The 14,980-nt window shown below is 70.0% G+C and carries 27 protein-coding genes; all 27 read left to right on the top strand.

The window, feature by feature from the left end:
• Positions 1–44: 44 nt before the first annotated feature.
• The 27 genes from tuf (at position 45) to rpmJ (ending at position 14,921) form a co-directional block, all read left to right on the top strand.
• Complete coding sequence (tuf, locus tag GTR00_RS01165) at positions 45–1,238, top strand: elongation factor Tu (protein WP_166609828.1); 1,194 nt, start codon at positions 45–47, stop codon at positions 1,236–1,238.
• Positions 1,239–1,677: 439 nt separating this feature from the next.
• The gene (rpsJ, locus tag GTR00_RS01160; RefSeq protein WP_012084982.1) at positions 1,678–1,986 is read left to right on the top strand and encodes a 30S ribosomal protein S10; all 309 of its coding nucleotides are present in this window, start codon (positions 1,678–1,680) and stop codon (positions 1,984–1,986) included.
• A gap of 13 nt (positions 1,987–1,999) precedes the next feature.
• A complete protein-coding gene (rplC, locus tag GTR00_RS01155) occupies positions 2,000–2,659 on the top strand; it encodes a 50S ribosomal protein L3 (protein ID WP_166609827.1) in 660 nt (219 codons plus the stop codon).
• Positions 2,660–2,663: 4 nt separating this feature from the next.
• The gene (gene rplD / locus GTR00_RS01150) at positions 2,664–3,359 is read left to right on the top strand and encodes a 50S ribosomal protein L4 (protein WP_166609826.1); all 696 of its coding nucleotides are present in this window, start codon (positions 2,664–2,666) and stop codon (positions 3,357–3,359) included.
• The gene (rplW, locus tag GTR00_RS01145; RefSeq protein WP_166609825.1) at positions 3,356–3,667 is read left to right on the top strand and encodes a 50S ribosomal protein L23; all 312 of its coding nucleotides are present in this window, start codon (positions 3,356–3,358) and stop codon (positions 3,665–3,667) included. The genes rplD and rplW overlap by 4 nt, the downstream gene beginning before the upstream one ends.
• Positions 3,668–3,722: 55 nt before the next feature.
• Positions 3,723–4,559, top strand: a complete 837-nt coding sequence (gene rplB / locus GTR00_RS01140) for a 50S ribosomal protein L2 (protein ID WP_166609824.1) — start codon at positions 3,723–3,725, stop codon at positions 4,557–4,559.
• An 18-nt stretch (positions 4,560–4,577) separates the two neighbouring features.
• On the top strand, positions 4,578–4,859 hold the full coding sequence (gene rpsS, locus GTR00_RS01135) for a 30S ribosomal protein S19 (protein ID WP_166609823.1): 282 nt from the start codon (positions 4,578–4,580) through the stop codon (positions 4,857–4,859).
• Positions 4,860–4,911: 52 nt separating this feature from the next.
• Complete coding sequence (gene rplV / locus GTR00_RS01130; RefSeq protein WP_166609822.1) at positions 4,912–5,292, top strand: 50S ribosomal protein L22; 381 nt, start codon at positions 4,912–4,914, stop codon at positions 5,290–5,292.
• Positions 5,292–6,143, top strand: a complete 852-nt coding sequence (gene rpsC, locus GTR00_RS01125) for a 30S ribosomal protein S3 (protein ID WP_166609821.1) — start codon at positions 5,292–5,294, stop codon at positions 6,141–6,143. Before rplV ends, rpsC begins: the two co-directional genes overlap by 1 nt.
• A 3-nt stretch (positions 6,144–6,146) precedes the next feature.
• On the top strand, positions 6,147–6,563 hold the full coding sequence (gene rplP, locus GTR00_RS01120) for a 50S ribosomal protein L16 (protein WP_166609820.1): 417 nt from the start codon (positions 6,147–6,149) through the stop codon (positions 6,561–6,563).
• Positions 6,563–6,811 (top strand): 50S ribosomal protein L29, encoded by a 249-nt coding sequence (rpmC, locus tag GTR00_RS01115; protein WP_166609819.1) that lies wholly within the window; start codon positions 6,563–6,565, stop codon positions 6,809–6,811. Before rplP ends, rpmC begins: the two co-directional genes overlap by 1 nt.
• Positions 6,808–7,092 (top strand): 30S ribosomal protein S17, encoded by a 285-nt coding sequence (rpsQ, locus tag GTR00_RS01110; RefSeq protein WP_166609818.1) that lies wholly within the window; start codon positions 6,808–6,810, stop codon positions 7,090–7,092. Before rpmC ends, rpsQ begins: the two co-directional genes overlap by 4 nt.
• Before the next feature lie 109 nt (positions 7,093–7,201).
• On the top strand, positions 7,202–7,570 hold the full coding sequence (gene rplN, locus GTR00_RS01105; RefSeq protein ID WP_166609817.1) for a 50S ribosomal protein L14: 369 nt from the start codon (positions 7,202–7,204) through the stop codon (positions 7,568–7,570).
• A gap of 3 nt (positions 7,571–7,573) precedes the next feature.
• A complete protein-coding gene (rplX, locus tag GTR00_RS01100) occupies positions 7,574–7,945 on the top strand; it encodes a 50S ribosomal protein L24 (protein ID WP_166609816.1) in 372 nt (123 codons plus the stop codon).
• The gene (gene rplE / locus GTR00_RS01095; protein ID WP_166609815.1) at positions 7,945–8,514 is read left to right on the top strand and encodes a 50S ribosomal protein L5; all 570 of its coding nucleotides are present in this window, start codon (positions 7,945–7,947) and stop codon (positions 8,512–8,514) included. The genes rplX and rplE overlap by 1 nt, the downstream gene beginning before the upstream one ends.
• 2 nt (positions 8,515–8,516) lie before the next feature.
• Positions 8,517–8,702, top strand: coding sequence for a type Z 30S ribosomal protein S14 (locus GTR00_RS01090; RefSeq protein WP_166609814.1), 186 nt, complete (start codon positions 8,517–8,519; stop codon positions 8,700–8,702).
• An 82-nt stretch (positions 8,703–8,784) separates the two neighbouring features.
• Positions 8,785–9,183, top strand: coding sequence for a 30S ribosomal protein S8 (gene rpsH, locus GTR00_RS01085; RefSeq protein WP_166609813.1), 399 nt, complete (start codon positions 8,785–8,787; stop codon positions 9,181–9,183).
• 13 nt (positions 9,184–9,196) lie between these two features.
• Complete coding sequence (gene rplF / locus GTR00_RS01080) at positions 9,197–9,736, top strand: 50S ribosomal protein L6 (protein WP_166609812.1); 540 nt, start codon at positions 9,197–9,199, stop codon at positions 9,734–9,736.
• 2 nt (positions 9,737–9,738) lie between these two features.
• A complete protein-coding gene (gene rplR / locus GTR00_RS01075; protein WP_166609831.1) occupies positions 9,739–10,116 on the top strand; it encodes a 50S ribosomal protein L18 in 378 nt (125 codons plus the stop codon).
• A gap of 34 nt (positions 10,117–10,150) precedes the next feature.
• Entirely contained in the window at positions 10,151–10,795 is a 645-nt protein-coding gene (rpsE, locus tag GTR00_RS01070) for a 30S ribosomal protein S5 (protein ID WP_166609811.1), read from the top strand.
• A complete protein-coding gene (rpmD, locus tag GTR00_RS01065; RefSeq protein WP_166609810.1) occupies positions 10,795–10,977 on the top strand; it encodes a 50S ribosomal protein L30 in 183 nt (60 codons plus the stop codon). The genes rpsE and rpmD overlap by 1 nt, the downstream gene beginning before the upstream one ends.
• 1 nt (position 10,978) lies before the next feature.
• The gene (gene rplO / locus GTR00_RS01060) at positions 10,979–11,440 is read left to right on the top strand and encodes a 50S ribosomal protein L15 (protein WP_166609809.1); all 462 of its coding nucleotides are present in this window, start codon (positions 10,979–10,981) and stop codon (positions 11,438–11,440) included.
• A 216-nt stretch (positions 11,441–11,656) separates the two neighbouring features.
• Entirely contained in the window at positions 11,657–12,958 is a 1,302-nt protein-coding gene (gene secY / locus GTR00_RS01055) for a preprotein translocase subunit SecY (RefSeq protein WP_166609808.1), read from the top strand.
• Entirely contained in the window at positions 12,955–13,530 is a 576-nt protein-coding gene (locus GTR00_RS01050; RefSeq protein ID WP_166609807.1) for an adenylate kinase, read from the top strand. Before secY ends, GTR00_RS01050 begins: the two co-directional genes overlap by 4 nt.
• Positions 13,531–13,539: 9 nt before the next feature.
• Entirely contained in the window at positions 13,540–14,352 is an 813-nt protein-coding gene (map, locus tag GTR00_RS01045; RefSeq protein WP_166609806.1) for a type I methionyl aminopeptidase, read from the top strand.
• A 160-nt stretch (positions 14,353–14,512) separates the two neighbouring features.
• Positions 14,513–14,734 carry a translation initiation factor IF-1 gene (gene infA / locus GTR00_RS01040; protein WP_012084955.1) on the top strand — a complete coding sequence of 74 codons (222 nt, stop codon included), beginning with the start codon at positions 14,513–14,515 and terminating at the stop codon, positions 14,732–14,734.
• 73 nt (positions 14,735–14,807) lie between these two features.
• Positions 14,808–14,921 (top strand): 50S ribosomal protein L36, encoded by a 114-nt coding sequence (rpmJ, locus tag GTR00_RS01035; protein ID WP_012084954.1) that lies wholly within the window; start codon positions 14,808–14,810, stop codon positions 14,919–14,921.
• Positions 14,922–14,980: the final 59 nt, after the last annotated feature.

Here is a 14,980-nt window from a genome sequence, read left to right as displayed (position 1 = left end):
ATCCACGGGTCGGGGAAGAAGCGACAGTCCGAGGAGGACCCCCAGTGGCGAAGGCGAAGTTCGAGCGGACTAAGCCGCACGTCAACATCGGCACGATCGGTCACATCGACCACGGGAAGACGACGCTGACTGCGGCGATCACCCGCGTGCTGCACGACAAGTACCCGGACCTGAACCAGGCCTCGGCGTTCGACCAGATCGACAAGGCTCCCGAGGAGCGTCAGCGCGGCATCACGATCTCGATCGCGCACGTCGAGTACCAGACCGAGGCGCGCCACTACGCGCACGTCGACTGCCCGGGTCACGCGGACTACATCAAGAACATGATCACCGGTGCGGCGCAGATGGACGGCGCCATCCTGGTGGTCGCCGCCACCGACGGCCCGATGCCGCAGACCAAGGAGCACGTCATCCTGGCCCGCCAGGTCGGCGTCCCCTACATCGTCGTCGCCCTGAACAAGGCCGACATGGTGGAGGACGAGGAGCTCCTCGAGCTCGTCGAGATGGAGGTGCGCGAGCTCCTCTCGTCCTACGAGTTCCCGGGTGACGACGTGCCGGTCGTGCGCGTCTCCGCCCTGAAGGCCCTCGAGGGCGACGCCGAGTGGGGCGACCGCCTCATGGAGCTCATGAACGCGGTCGACACCGCGATCCCGGAGCCCCAGCGCGCCGTCGACCAGCCGTTCCTGATGCCGATCGAGGACGTCTTCACGATCACCGGTCGCGGCACCGTCGTGACCGGCCGCATCGAGCGCGGTGTCCTCAAGGTCAACGAGGAGGTCGAGGTCGTCGGCATCAAGCCCACGTCGACCAAGACCACCGTGACCAGCATCGAGATGTTCAACAAGATGCTGGACACCGGCCAGGCCGGCGACAACGCCGCCCTGCTGCTGCGCGGCATCAAGCGCGACGACGTCGAGCGCGGCCAGGTCGTGGTCAAGCCCGGCAGCATCACGCCGCACACCGAGTTCGAGGGCCAGGCCTACATCCTGTCCAAGGACGAGGGTGGCCGTCACACGCCCTTCTACAACAACTACCGTCCGCAGTTCTACTTCCGGACGACCGACGTCACCGGCGTCGTCTCGCTGCCCGAGGGCACCGAGATGGTCATGCCCGGCGACAACACCGAGATGAAGGTCGACCTCATCCAGCCCATCGCGATGGAAGAGGGCCTGAAGTTCGCGATCCGCGAGGGTGGCCGCACCGTCGGCGCCGGTCGGGTCACGAAGATCATCAAGTGAGCTGAGCCGGCGGGGGAGCGCGAGCTGCCCCGCCGGGTCGCTCCCTGCGCGGAGGGGCGGGTCCACCTGGGCCCGCCCCTCCGTCGTGCGGGGCGCCGCCACCGGCGTCCCGCTCCAGCCCTCCAGCGCGCGCGGCTCGATTCGCCAAGGTGGGGTCTCGTCTGGCAGACTATCGGGGTTGCTGTGCCGCCGCGGGTTCGTGCCCGTCCGGCGGCCGGCGGCCGCGAACGTCGAACGTCTCGTACGGGCGGCGGACGGTCAACCTGAACAAGAAGACCGCCGTGGGTGACCACGGCTAGGGACCACACCGGGCAACCGGGCGAGGGTGCAGAACGTGCGAGAGCGCGACACGCCCGACCTCGGGGGTCGGGGCTCCGGGAGGGGCCCCGCGCCGCGCGCGAGTCAGTAGCGGTACGAAGAGAGAGAGTCAGACGACGCCATGGCGGGACAGAAGATCCGCATCAGGCTCAAGGCCTACGACCACGAGGTCATCGACAGCTCGGCGCGCAAGATCGTCGACACGGTGACCCGGACCGGCGCCTCCGTCGCCGGGCCCGTGCCGCTGCCGACCGAGAAGAACGTCTACTGCGTGATCCGCTCGCCGCACAAGTACAAGGACAGCCGCGAGCACTTCGAGATGCGCACGCACAAGCGCCTCATCGACATCATCGACCCCACGCCGAAGACCGTCGACTCGCTCATGCGTCTCGACCTCCCGGCCGGTGTCGACATCGAGATCAAGCTCTGAGGGACTGCACACGATGAGCGACAGGCAAGTGCGAGGGGTGCTCGGCACCAAGCTCGGCATGACCCAGCTGTGGGACGAGGGCAACCGCCTGGTCCCCGTCACGGTGGTCAAGGTCGAGCCCAACGTCGTGACCCAGGTCCGCACCACTACCACCGACGGCTACGAGGCCGTCCAGCTCGCCACCACGGCGATCCCGCAGCGCAAGGCCAACAAGCCTGCCGCCGGGCACTTCGCCAAGGCCGGTGTGGCGCCGCGCCGCCACCTGGTCGAGCTGCGCACCACGGACGCCGCGTCCTACGAGCCGGGCCAGGAGGTCACGGCCGAGGTCTTCGACACGGGCGCCACCGTCGACGTGGTCGGCACCACCAAGGGCAAGGGCACCGCCGGTGTCATGAAGCGCCACGGCTTCGCCGGCGTGAGCGCCTCCCACGGTGCGCACCGCAACCACCGCAAGCCCGGCTCGATCGGCGGCTGCGCCACCCCGGGTCGCGTCTTCCGCGGCATGCGCATGGCCGGCCGCATGGGTGCGGTCCGTCAGACCACCCAGAACCTGACCGTGCACGCGGTCGACGCGGAGAAGGGCCTGCTGCTCATCACGGGAGCGGTCCCCGGTCCCCGCGGCGGCGTCGTGCTCGTCAAGACCGCCGCCAAGGCGCGCGTGAAGGAGGCCTGAGCAGATGACCACGACGACTGAGGCCATCACCGTCCCGCTGCGCACCGCCGACGGGGGCACCAACGGCACCGTCGAGCTGCCCGCGGCCGACTTCGGCCGCCAGGTGAACGTCGCGCTGATCCACCAGGTGGTGACGGCCCAGCTGGCCGCCGCGCGCCAGGGCACGCACGCGACGAAGACCCGCGGCGACGTCAGCGGCGGTGGCAAGAAGCCCTACAAGCAGAAGGGCACCGGCCGCGCCCGCCAGGGCTCGATCCGCGCCCCGCAGTTCACCGGCGGTGGCACCGTCCACGGCCCGCAGCCGCGCGACTACTCGCAGCGGACCCCCAAGAAGATGAAGGCCGCCGCCCTGCGCGGCGCCCTCTCCGACCGGGTGCGCCACGAGCGCCTGCACGTGGTCGAGGGCCTGGCCGTGGGCGACGCGCCCTCGACCAAGACCGCCGTCAAGCTGCTCGCCAGCATCTCGGGCCGCAAGAACGTGCTCGTCGTCCTCACCCGCGAGGACGAGGTCGCCACGAAGAGCCTGCGCAACATCGCCGGCGTGCACGTGCTGCCCGCCGACCAGCTGAACACCTACGACGTGGTCAAGAGCGACGACGTCGTCTTCACCCGCGCCGCGCTCGACGCGTTCGTCGCGGGCCCGCCGAAGGGTCGCAGCGCGACCGCGGTGGCGGCGGAGTCGGAAGGGAGCACCCTGTGAGCGCGCTCGGCGGAACTCAGAAGGACCCGCGCGACATCCTCATCGCCCCGGTCGTCTCGGAGAAGAGCTACGGGCTCATCGACGAGGGCAAGTACACGTTCATCGTGGACCCGGGCGCGAACAAGACCGAGATCAAGGTCGCGGTCGAGAAGGTGTTCGGCGTGAAGGTCTCCGCGGTCAACACCATCAACCGCCAGGGCAAGACCCGGCGCACCCGGGTCGGCACCGGCAAGCGCAAGGACACCAAGCGGGCCATCGTGACGTTGCGCGAGGGCACGATCGACATCTTCGGCGGCTCGGTCGCCTGAGCCCCAGGGCTCGCACGACTGCCGTAGACACCTTCGAACCCGAGGAACCGACGCAATGGGAATCCGCAAGTACAAGCCGACGACGCCGGGCCGCCGCGGCTCGTCCGTCGCCGACTTCGTCGAGGTCACGCGGAGCGAGCCGGAGAAGTCGCTCGTCCGCCCGCTGACCAAGTCCGGTGGCCGCAACTCGACCGGGCGCATCACCACCCGCCACATCGGCGGTGGCCACAAGCGCGCCTACCGCGTCATCGACTTCCGTCGTGACGACAAGGACGGCGTGCCGGCCAAGGTCGCGCACATCGAGTACGACCCCAACCGCACCGCGCGCATCGCCCTGCTCCACTACGTGGACGGCGAGAAGCGCTACATCATCGCGCCGACCCGCCTGAAGCAGGGCGACCGGGTGGAGAACGGCCCCACGGCCGACATCAAGCCCGGCAACAACCTGCCGCTGCGCAACATCCCCGTCGGCACCGTGATCCACGCGATCGAGCTCCGCCCCGGCGGCGGCGCGAAGATCGCCCGCTCGGCCGGCGCCAGCGTGCAGCTGGTGGCCCGCGAGGGCCGCTTCGCGCAGCTGCGCATGCCCTCCGGCGAGATCCGCAACGTCGACGTGCGCTGCCGCGCCACCGTCGGCGAGGTGGGCAACGCCGAGCAGTCGAACATCAACTGGGGCAAGGCCGGCCGCATGCGCTGGAAGGGCAAGCGCCCGACCGTCCGCGGTGTGGCCATGAACCCGATCGACCACCCGCACGGTGGTGGTGAGGGCAAGACGTCCGGTGGCCGTCACCCCGTCAGCCCCTGGGGTCAGCCTGAGGGCCGCACGCGGCGTCCGGGCAAGGAGAGCGACAAGCTCATCGTCCGTCGCCGCCGCACCGGCAAGAAGCGCTGATAGGGAGTCCAGGCCACCATGCCTCGCAGCTTGAAGAAGGGCCCGTTCGTCGACGACCACCTGCAGAAGAAGGTGGACGTCCAGAACGAGGCCGGCACGCACAACGTCATCCGGACCTGGTCCCGCCGTTCCGTCATCACGCCGGACTTCCTGGGCCACACGTTCGCGGTGCACGACGGCCGCAAGCACGTCCCCGTCTTCGTCACCGAGGCGATGGTGGGGCACAAGCTCGGCGAGTTCGCGCCCACGCGCACGTTCAAGGGCCACGAGAAGGACGACCGCAAGGGTCGTCGCCGCTGAGCTCCGCTCAGCGCCACGACGTCACAGACTGAGACCAGAAGGCAGGACAGGGATGGAAGCCAAGGCGCAGACGCGGTACCTCCGCGTCACGCCCCAGAAGGCGCGCCGAGTCGTCGACCTCGTCCGGGGCAAGCAGGCCACCGAGGCCGTCGCCGTGCTCTCGTTCGCCCCGCAGTCGGCGGCCGAGCCGGTGCGCAAGCTCGTCGAGAGCGCCATCGCGAACGCGAAGTTCCTCGCGGACAAGCACTCTGAGGCGTTCGACCCGAACGACTACGTGGTGAAGGCGATCCACGTCGACGAAGGCCCCACGATGAAGCGCTTCCGTCCCCGCGCCCAGGGCCGCGCGGGACGCATCCTGAAGCGCACCAGCCACATCACCGTGGTCGTCGCCCCCGCCGTGCCCGGCGCCAAGAAGACGAGGAGGACCCGCTAGTGGGACAGAAGGTCAACCCGCACGGGTTCCGACTGGGCATCACCACCGACCACAAGAGCCGCTGGTTCGCGGACTCCACCAAGACGGGTCAGCGCTACGCCGACTACGTCAAGGAGGACGTCGCGATCCGCCGCCTCATGTCCAAGGGCATGGAGCGCGCCGGCATCTCCAAGGTCGAGATCGAGCGCACCCGCGACCGCGTGCGCGTCGACATCCACACCGCTCGGCCGGGCATCGTCATCGGCCGCCGCGGCGCGGAGGCCGACCGCATCCGCGGCGAGCTGGAGAAGCTCACCGGCAAGCAGGTGCAGCTGAACATCCTCGAGGTCAAGAACCCCGAGGTGGACGCCCAGCTCGTGGCCCAGGGCATCGCCGAGCAGCTCGCCAGCCGCGTGTCGTTCCGCCGCGCCATGCGCAAGGGCATGCAGACCTCCCTGCGCTCCGGCGCCAAGGGCATCCGCGTGCAGTGCGCCGGCCGCCTGGGCGGCGCCGAGATGAGCCGCTCGGAGTTCTACCGCGAGGGTCGCGTGCCGCTGCACACGCTGCGCGCGAACATCGACTACGGCTTCTACGAGGCCCGCACCACCTTCGGCCGCATCGGCGTGAAGGTGTGGATCTACCACGGTGACGTCACCAGCCGTGAGCTCGCCCAGTCGCAGGCCGCCGCTCCGCGCGCCCCGCGTCGCGGCGAGCGCGGCGACCGCAGCGAGGGCCGCGGTCGTCGCCGTCCGACCCAGCAGGAGAGCACCGGCGCCCCCGTGGCCGAGGCCGCGGCCGCCGGCGCAGCTCCCACCGGCACTGCGGCGGCCCAGCCGGTCACCGGCAAGGGCACCAACGGAACGGAGGCCTGAGTCGTGCTCATCCCACGGCGAGTCAAGCACCGCAAGCAGCACCACCCCACGCGGCGCGGTGCGGCCAGCGGCGGCACCCGCGTCACCTTCGGCGAGTACGGGATCATGGCCGTCGAGGGCGGCTACGTGACCAACCGGCAGATCGAGTCGGCCCGTATCGCCATCACCCGCCACATCCGTCGTGGCGGCAAGGTCTGGATCAACATCTACCCGGACCGGCCGCTGACGAAGAAGCCGGCCGAGACCCGCATGGGTTCCGGCAAGGGCTCCCCGGAGTGGTGGATCGCGAACGTGAAGCCGGGAAGAGTCATGTTCGAGCTGTCGTTCCCCAACGAGAAGGTCGCTGCGGAGGCGCTCACCCGCGCCATCCACAAGCTGCCGGTGAAGTGCAAGATCGTGCGCCGCGAGGGTGGTGAGTGATGGCCATCGGGACCAAGGGTCTGAGCCCCGACGAGCTGCGCGAGTTCGACGACGCCAAGCTCGTCGAGGAGCTCAAGAAGGCCAAGGAAGAGCTGTTCAACCTGCGCTTCCAGTCCGCGACCGGTCAGCTGGAGAACAACTCCCGCCTCCGGGCCGTCAAGCGGGACATCTCCCGCATCTACACCACGATGCGCGAGCGTGAGCTCGGCATCACCGAGGCGCCGATCACGAAGGAGGCTGCGGAGTGAGCGAGCAGACCGCCGCCGCCCAGGCGAGCGAGCGCGGCTACCGCAAGACCCGCCGCGGCTACGTCGTCAGCGACAAGATGCAGAAGACCGTCGTGGTCGAGGTCGAGGACCGCGTGAAGCACCCGCTCTACGCGAAGGTCATCCGCCGCACCACCAAGGTCAAGGCGCACGACGAGGCCTCGACCGCCGGCGTGGGGGACCTCGTCCTCATCGCCGAGACCCGGCCGCTGTCCGCCACCAAGCGCTGGCGCGTCGTCGAGGTCCTCGAGCGCGCCAAGTGACCTCGGGCGGAGCGCAGGTGCGCACCGCCCCCCGTACCCCATGTCCGTTCGGCCAGGCTCGGCGCCCCCTCGCGGGGCGCCGAGAACCGGCGCGACGAAGGAGTAGAGAGTGATCCAGCAGGAGTCGCGGCTCAAGGTCGCCGACAACACGGGTGCCAAGGAGATCCTGTGCATCCGCGTGCTCGGTGGCTCCGGCCGCCGCTACGCGGGCATCGGTGACGTGATCGTGGCCACGGTCAAGGACGCGATCCCCGGTGGCAACGTGAAGAAGGGCGACGTGGTCAAGGCCGTCGTCGTCCGCACCAAGAAGGAGCGTCGCCGCGCCGACGGCTCCTACATCCGCTTCGACGAGAACGCCGCCGTGATCCTCCGCGCCGACGGCGACCCGCGCGGCACCCGCATCTTCGGGCCCGTCGGTCGCGAACTGCGCGAGAAGAAGTTCATGCGCATCATCTCGCTGGCTCCGGAGGTGCTCTGACCCATGGGGAAGATCCGCATCAAGAAGGGTGACCTCGTCCAGGTCGTCACCCGCGTGCGCGGGCGTCGCAACGAGGACGGCACCAAGACCTCCGACCTCGGCAAGCAGGGCAAGGTCCTGGAGGTCTTCGCCGACACGCAGCGCGTGCTGGTCGAGGGCGTCAACCAGATCAAGCGCCACACCAAGGCCCGTCCGGGTGTCGCCGGCGGCATCGAGGTCCGCGAGGCCCCGATCCACATCAGCAACGTGCAGCTGGTCGACCCGGAGTCGGGCAAGCCCACCCGCGTCGGCATCCGCACCGAGCAGGTCGAGCGCGACGGCCGGACCAAGACCAACCGGATCCGTGTCGCCAAGCGCTCCGGCAAGGACATCTGATGACTACTGAGACCCAGACCCGCGCCCTGCCCCGCCTCAAGCAGCGCTACCGCGAAGAGATCAAGGGCCAGCTGAACGAGCAGTTCGGCTACGCCAACGTCATGCAGATCCCCGGCCTGGTCAAGGTCGTGGTGAACATGGGTGTCGGCGAGGCCGCCCGCGACTCCAAGCTGATCGACGGCGCCGTGCGCGACCTGACCGTGATCACCGGCCAGAAGCCGCAGGTCACCAAGGCCCGCAAGTCCATCGCCCAGTTCAAGCTCCGCGAGGGCATGCCGATCGGTGCGCACACCACGCTGCGCGGCGACCGGATGTGGGAGTTCCTGGACCGCCTGCTGTCGCTGGCGCTGCCGCGCATCCGCGACTTCCGCGGGCTGTCGCCGAAGCAGTTCGACGGCAACGGCAACTACACCTTCGGTCTCACGGAGCAGTCGATGTTCCACGAGATCGACCAGGACAAGATCGACCGCGTCCGCGGCATGGACATCACGGTCGTGACGACCGCCAAGACCGACGAGGAGGGCCGCGCGCTGCTCCGTGCGCTGGGCTTCCCCTTCAGGGAGAACTGACCGTGGCGAAGACCGCTCTCGTTACCAAGGCTGCGCGCAAGCCGAAGTTCGCTGTCCGCGCCTACACCCGTTGCCAGCGCTGCGGCCGGCCCCACGCGGTCTACCGCAAGTTCGGCATCTGCCGCATCTGCCTGCGGGAGATGGCGCACCGTGGCGAGCTGCCCGGTGTGACCAAGAGCAGCTGGTGACCTCCAACATCACGACGACGCCGAAGGTCCGCACCGCGCCCCGCGCTGCGGAAACCCCGGCGAGGAAGGGCGGACGAGCCCGATGACGATGACCGACCCCATCGCGGACATGCTGACGCGTCTGCGGAACGCCAACTCGGCGTACCACGACACCGTCTCCATGCCGTACAGCAAGCTGAAGTCGCACATCGCCGAGATCCTCCAGGCCGAGGGCTACATCGCCTCGTGGACTGTCGAGGACGCCGAGGTGGGCAAGAAGCTGACGCTGAACCTGAAGTTCGGCCCCAACCGCGAGCGTGCGATCGCCGGCCTGCGCCGCGTGAGCAAGCCCGGTCTGCGGGTGTACGCGAAGTCGACCAACCTGCCCCGCGTGCTCGGTGGCCTCGGCGTGGCGATCCTGTCCACGTCCTCGGGGCTGCTGACCGACAAGCAGGCCAACAAGAAGGGCGTGGGCGGGGAAGTCCTCGCCTACGTCTGGTGAGGGAGGAGGACTCATGTCGCGCATCGGTCGACTCCCGATCACCGTCCCCGCGGGCGTGGACGTGACCATCGACGGCCCCGCCGTCACGGTCAAGGGCCCCAAGGGTTCGCTGACGCACACCGTCGCCTCGCCCATCGTGGTGGAGCGGACGGACGAGGGCACCCTGCAGGTGACCCGCCCCAACGACGAGCGCACCTCGCGCGCTCTGCACGGCCTGACCCGCACCCTGGTGGCCAACATGGTCCAGGGCGTCACGCAGGGCTACGAGAAGCGCCTCGAGATCGTCGGCACCGGTTACCGCGTGACCGCTCGCGGCTCGGACCTCGAGTTCGCGCTCGGCTTCAGCCACCCGGTCGTCGTCCGGGCCCCCGAGGGCATCACCTTCGCGGTCGAGAACAACACCCGCTTCTCGGTGGCCGGCATCGACAAGCAGCAGGTCGGCGAGGTCGCTGCGAACATCCGCAAGCTCCGCAAGCCCGACCCGTACAAGGGCAAGGGCGTGCGCTACGCCGGCGAGCAGATCCGCCGCAAGGTCGGAAAGGCTGGTAAGTGACGATGGCTCTCTCCACCCAGCGCACCCAGAAGGGCAAGGCCGCCGCTCTCAAGCGTCGCCACACCCGAGTGCGCAAGAAGGTCGTGGGCACCCCCGAGCGTCCGCGCCTGGTCGTCACCCGGTCCTCCCGGCACGTCTTCGTGCAGGTCGTCGACGACGCGGCGGGGCGCACCCTCGTGTCGGCCTCGACCATGGAGGCGGACCTGCGCGCCAGCGGCGACGACAAGTCGGCCAAGGCGAAGGCCGTCGGCGTCCTCGTCGGCGAGCGGGCCAAGGCGGCCGGCATCGAGGCCGTGGTCTTCGACCGCGGCGGCAACCGCTACGCGGGTCGTGTCGCGGCGATCGCCGACGGCGCCCGCGAGGCTGGTCTCGCTCTGTGATGACCCGAACTGTCGACGAGATGAGGAACGTCTGATGCCTGGACCCCAGCGCCGAGGCGCCGGCGCCGGTGCGGCCGGCGGCGGCGACAACCGCAACAACGACCGTCGGGACCGCCGCGACGGCGGCCGCGACCAGCGTGGACGGGGCGACGCGGGCGACCGCGGCAACTTCGTCGAGCGCGTCGTGACCATCAACCGCGTGGCCAAGGTCGTCAAGGGCGGCCGCCGCTTCAGCTTCACGGCCCTCGTGGTCGTGGGCGACGGCGACGGCACCGTCGGTGTCGGCTACGGCAAGGCCAAGGAGGTGCCCGCGGCGATCGCCAAGGGCGTCGAGGAGGCCAAGAAGAACTTCTTCCGCGTGCCGCGCATCCAGGGCACCATCCCGCACCCCGTGCAGGGCGAGAAGGCGGCCGGCGTGGTCATGCTGCGCCCGGCCTCCCCGGGTACCGGCGTCATCGCCGGCGGCCCGGTGCGCGCCGTGCTGGAGTGCGCGGGCGTGCACGACGTCCTGTCCAAGTCCCTGGGCAGCGACAACGCCATCAACATCGTCCAGGCGACGGTCGAGGCCCTGCGCGGCCTCGAGCGCCCCGAGCAGGTCGCGGCCCGCCGCGGTCTGCCGGTGGACCAGGTCGCCCCGGTCGCGCTGCTGCGCGCCCAGGCCGCGGGGGTGACCGCCTGATGGGTCGCATCAAGGTCACCCAGGTGAAGTCGGGCATCGGTGGCAAGCAGAACCAGCGCGACACCCTGCGCAGCCTCGGGCTGCACAAGATCGGGCAGAGCGTCGTCAAGGACGACAAGCCCGAGTTCCGCGGCATGGCCAACACGGTCGCGCACCTCGTGACCGTCGAGGAGGTTGACTGACATGGCGAACCAGCCGGGCGAGCACGTCCTGAAGCTGCACCACCTGCGCCCCGCCCCGGGCTCGCACACCGCCAAGACCCGCGTCGGCCGCGGTGAGGCCAGCAAGGGCAAGACCGCCGGTCGCGGCACCAAGGGCACCAAGGCGCGCTACTCCGTGCCCGAGGCGTTCGAGGGCGGCCAGATGCCCCTGCACATGCGCCTGCCGAAGCTGCGCGGCTTCAAGAACCCCTTCCGGGTGGAGTACCAGGTCGTGAACCTGGACAAGCTGGCCTCCCTCTACCCCGAGGGCGGCACGGTGACGGTCGACGACCTCGTCGCCAAGGGCGCGGTCCGCAAGGGCCAGCCCGTCAAGGTCCTCGGCACCGGTGAGGTGACCGTGGCCCTGCAGGTGACGGTGGACAAGTTCTCCACCTCGGCCGCGGAGAAGATCGCGGCCGCCGGCGGGAGCACCACCACCGCCTGAGGCCCCGCCTCGCGGCTGCACCAGCTCCACCCGCACACGGCGGTAGCGGCGAGTGATCGCCCGCTACCGCCGTGTGCGCGTTGTGGGGGACTGTAGGGTGCACCGGGACGGCCCCCGCAGCTCGCTGCGCTCGCCGTCCCGGCAGGCCCTCCGCAAGTCCGTCCTCGAAGTCCACCCGCCGTGCCCCGCCGGGCAGCGGCGGCGCAGGAGGTTCACGTGCTCACCGCATTGGCCCGGGCGTTCCGCACGCCGGACCTGCGCCGCAAGCTGCTGTTCACGCTCGGCATCATCGTCCTGGTGCGCGTGGGGTCCTTCGTGCCCACGCCCGGTGTGGACTACTCCGCCGTGCAGCAGTGCATCGCGCTGGCCGAGTCCGGCAACGACCTGCTCGGCCTGGTCAACCTCTTCTCCGGCGGCGCGCTGCTGCAGCTGAGCGTCTTCGCGCTCGGGATCATGCCGTACATCACGGCGAGCATCATCATCCAGCTGCTCACCGTCGTGATCCCCCGCTTCGAGGCGCTGAAGAAGGAGGGTCAGCAGGGCACGACCAAGCTGACCCAGTACACGCGCTACCTCACGATCGCGCTGGCGGTGCTGCAGTCCACCACCTACGTCACGATCGCCCGGGACCCCTCGAGGCTGTTCGGCACGGCCTGCAACGCCGACGTGGTGCCGGACCAGAGCATCCCCACGATCGTCCTCATGGTCATGACCATGACGGCCGGCACCGGTCTGATCATGTGGCTGGGCGAGCTGGTCACCGAGCGCGGCGTCGGCAACGGCATGTCCCTGCTGATCTTCACCCAGATCGCCGCCGGCTTCCCCACGTCGCTGTGGGCGATCCAGCGCGAGCGGGGCACCCTGACCTTCGCCGCGGTCATCCTCATGGGTCTGGTCGTCGTCGCCGCCGTCGTCGCGGTCGAGCAGTCCCAGCGCCGGGTGCCCGTCCAGTACGCCAAGCGCATGATCGGCCGGCGCATGTACGGCGGGACCTCCACCTACATCCCGCTGAAGGTCAACATGGCCGGCGTCATCCCGGTCATCTTCGCCTCCTCGCTGCTGTACCTGCCGGCCCTGGTGGCCCAGTTCAGCGACCAGAACGCCTCGTGGGTGGTGTGGATCAACGCCCACCTGGTGCGCGGCGACCACCCGTACTACATGATCGCGTACTTCCTGCTGATCATCTTCTTCGCGTACTTCTACGTCGCGATCACGTTCAACCCGGACGAGGTCGCCGAGAACATGCGCAAGTACGGCGGCTTCATCCCCGGCGTGCGCGCCGGCCGGCCGACCGCCGAGTACCTCGACTACATCCTCACGCGCATCACCCTGCCGGGCTCGCTGTACCTGGGGCTCGTGTCGCTGCTCCCCCTGATCGCGCTGGTGGCGTTCAACGCCAACTCCAACTTCCCCTTCGGGGGCACCTCGATCCTGATCATCGTCGGGGTCGGGCTCGAGACCGTGAAGCAGATCGAGTCCCAGCTCCAGCAGCGCAACTACGAAGGGTTCTTGCGATGAGTCGTCTCGTCCTCCTCGGTCCGCCGGGTGCCGGCAAGGGCACGCAGGCCAAGCTCCTGTCCGCCCGCCTGGACGTCCCGGCCATCTCCACCGGCGACATCTTCCGCGCCAACGTGGCCCAGGGCACCGAGCTCGGCGTGAAGGTCAAGGAGTACATGGACGCCGGTCGCTACGTGCCCGACGCCGTGACCAACGCGATGGTCCGCGACCGCCTGGACCAGCCCGACGCCGCCGGCGGCTTCATCCTGGACGGCTACCCGCGCACCACCGACCAGGTGCACGAGCTGGACGAGATGCTCGCCGCGGCCGGCGCCAAGCTGGACCGGGTCCTGGAGATCACCGCCGACGCCGACGAGCTGGTGCGCCGCCTGAGCCGGCGCGCGCAGCTGGAGGGCCGCAGCGACGATACCGAGGACGTCATCCGCACCCGCCAGCAGGTCTACCTGGAGCAGACCGCCCCGCTGGTCGCGCTGTACTCCGAGCGCGGCCTGCTGCGCAGCGTGGACGGCCTGGGCGAGGTCGCCGAGGTGACCGCGCGGCTGCTGGACGCGCTCGCCTCCGACGCCGGCTGAGGGGCGGCGTTGTTCGGCCGCGAGCGCATCGAGATCAAGACCCCCGAGCAGGTGCTCGCCATGCGCAGGGCGGGTCTGCTCACCCACGCGGCGCTGGAGAGCGCCCGGGCGGCGATCCGCCCGGGCGTGAGCACCCGCGAGCTGGACGCCGTCGCGGCGGAGGTCATCCGCGCCGGCGGGGGCACGTCCAACTTCCTCGGCTACCACGGCTACCCGGCCACCCTGTGCATCTCGGTGAACCACGTCGTGGTCCACGGCATCCCGGGCGAGCAGGTCCTGCGCGAGGGCGACGTGGTCTCCGTGGACGGCGGTGCCGTCGTCGACGGCTGGCACGGCGACTCGGCCTTCACGGCGATCGTGGGGGAGCCGGCCGACCCGGCGGACGCGGAGCTGGTGGAGACCACCCGCCGCGCCATGTGGGCGGGCATCGCCGCCCTGGACCGCCGCGGGCGCGTGGGCGACGTGGGCGCCGCGGTGGAGGACGCCGTGGACGGCCGCTTCGGCATCGTGGACGGCTACACCGGCCACGGCATCGGCACCGCCATGCACATGGCCCCGGAGGTGCTCAACTACCGGGTGCGCGAGAAGGGCCCCAAGGTGCGCCCCGGGCTGTGCCTGGCCGTGGAGCCGATGTGCACCCGCGGCGGGGTGGAGACCGACGTGCTGGCCGACGAGTGGACCGTGGTCACCTCCGACGGCTCGCGCGCGGCGCACTGGGAGCACACCGTGGCGGTGCTGGAGAAGGGCCTGTGGGTGCTCACCGCGCCCGACGGGGGGGCCTCCGAGCTCGGCCCCCTCGGGGTGGACGTGCCGCAGGACTGACTGCGGCGCAACGCCCCCGGCGCTCGCGCCACCTCGATTTCGCCTACGGCGCGCCGTCGACTAAGCTTGACCGTCGGTCCGCCATGCCCACATCCCGACGCGTGAGCGTGGGAGCGAGCGGGCAGACACCGAACCGACACTTGATGGAAAAGCGGAGGACATGCCGAAGAAGGACGGCGTCATCGAGATCGAAGGCACCGTGATCGAAGCCCTGCCGAACGCGATGTTCCGCGTCGAGCTGAGCAACGGTCACAAGGTGCTCGCCCACATCTCCGGGAAGATGCGGCAGCACTACATCCGCATCCTGCCCGAGGACCGGGTGGTCGTCGAGCTCAGCCCCTACGACCTGTCCCGCGGGCGCATCGTCTACCGCTACAAGTGATCCCACCACTGGCCGCCGGCCGCGGTCCCGCCACGCCCGTGGTCGGGGTCCAGCCTGCACGACCGGAGACACGATGAAGGTCAAGCCGAGCGTCAAGAAGATCTGCGACAAGTGCAAGGTGATCCGGCGTCACGGCCGAGTCATGATCATCTGCGAGAACCTGCGCCACAAGCAGCGCCAGGGCTGATCGCACCCCCCGCCGCCGGGCCCCGCAGCCGGCGGCACCCATCGCAGCGCCCGCCCGTC

It is taken from the genome of Kineococcus indalonis (assembly GCF_009906395.1).
In the GTDB taxonomy this organism is placed as follows: Bacteria; Actinomycetota; Actinomycetes; order Actinomycetales; family Kineococcaceae; genus Kineococcus; species Kineococcus indalonis.
The sequence above is the reverse complement of the archived record's forward strand: the minus strand, read 5'-3'. Positions and strand labels throughout refer to the sequence as shown.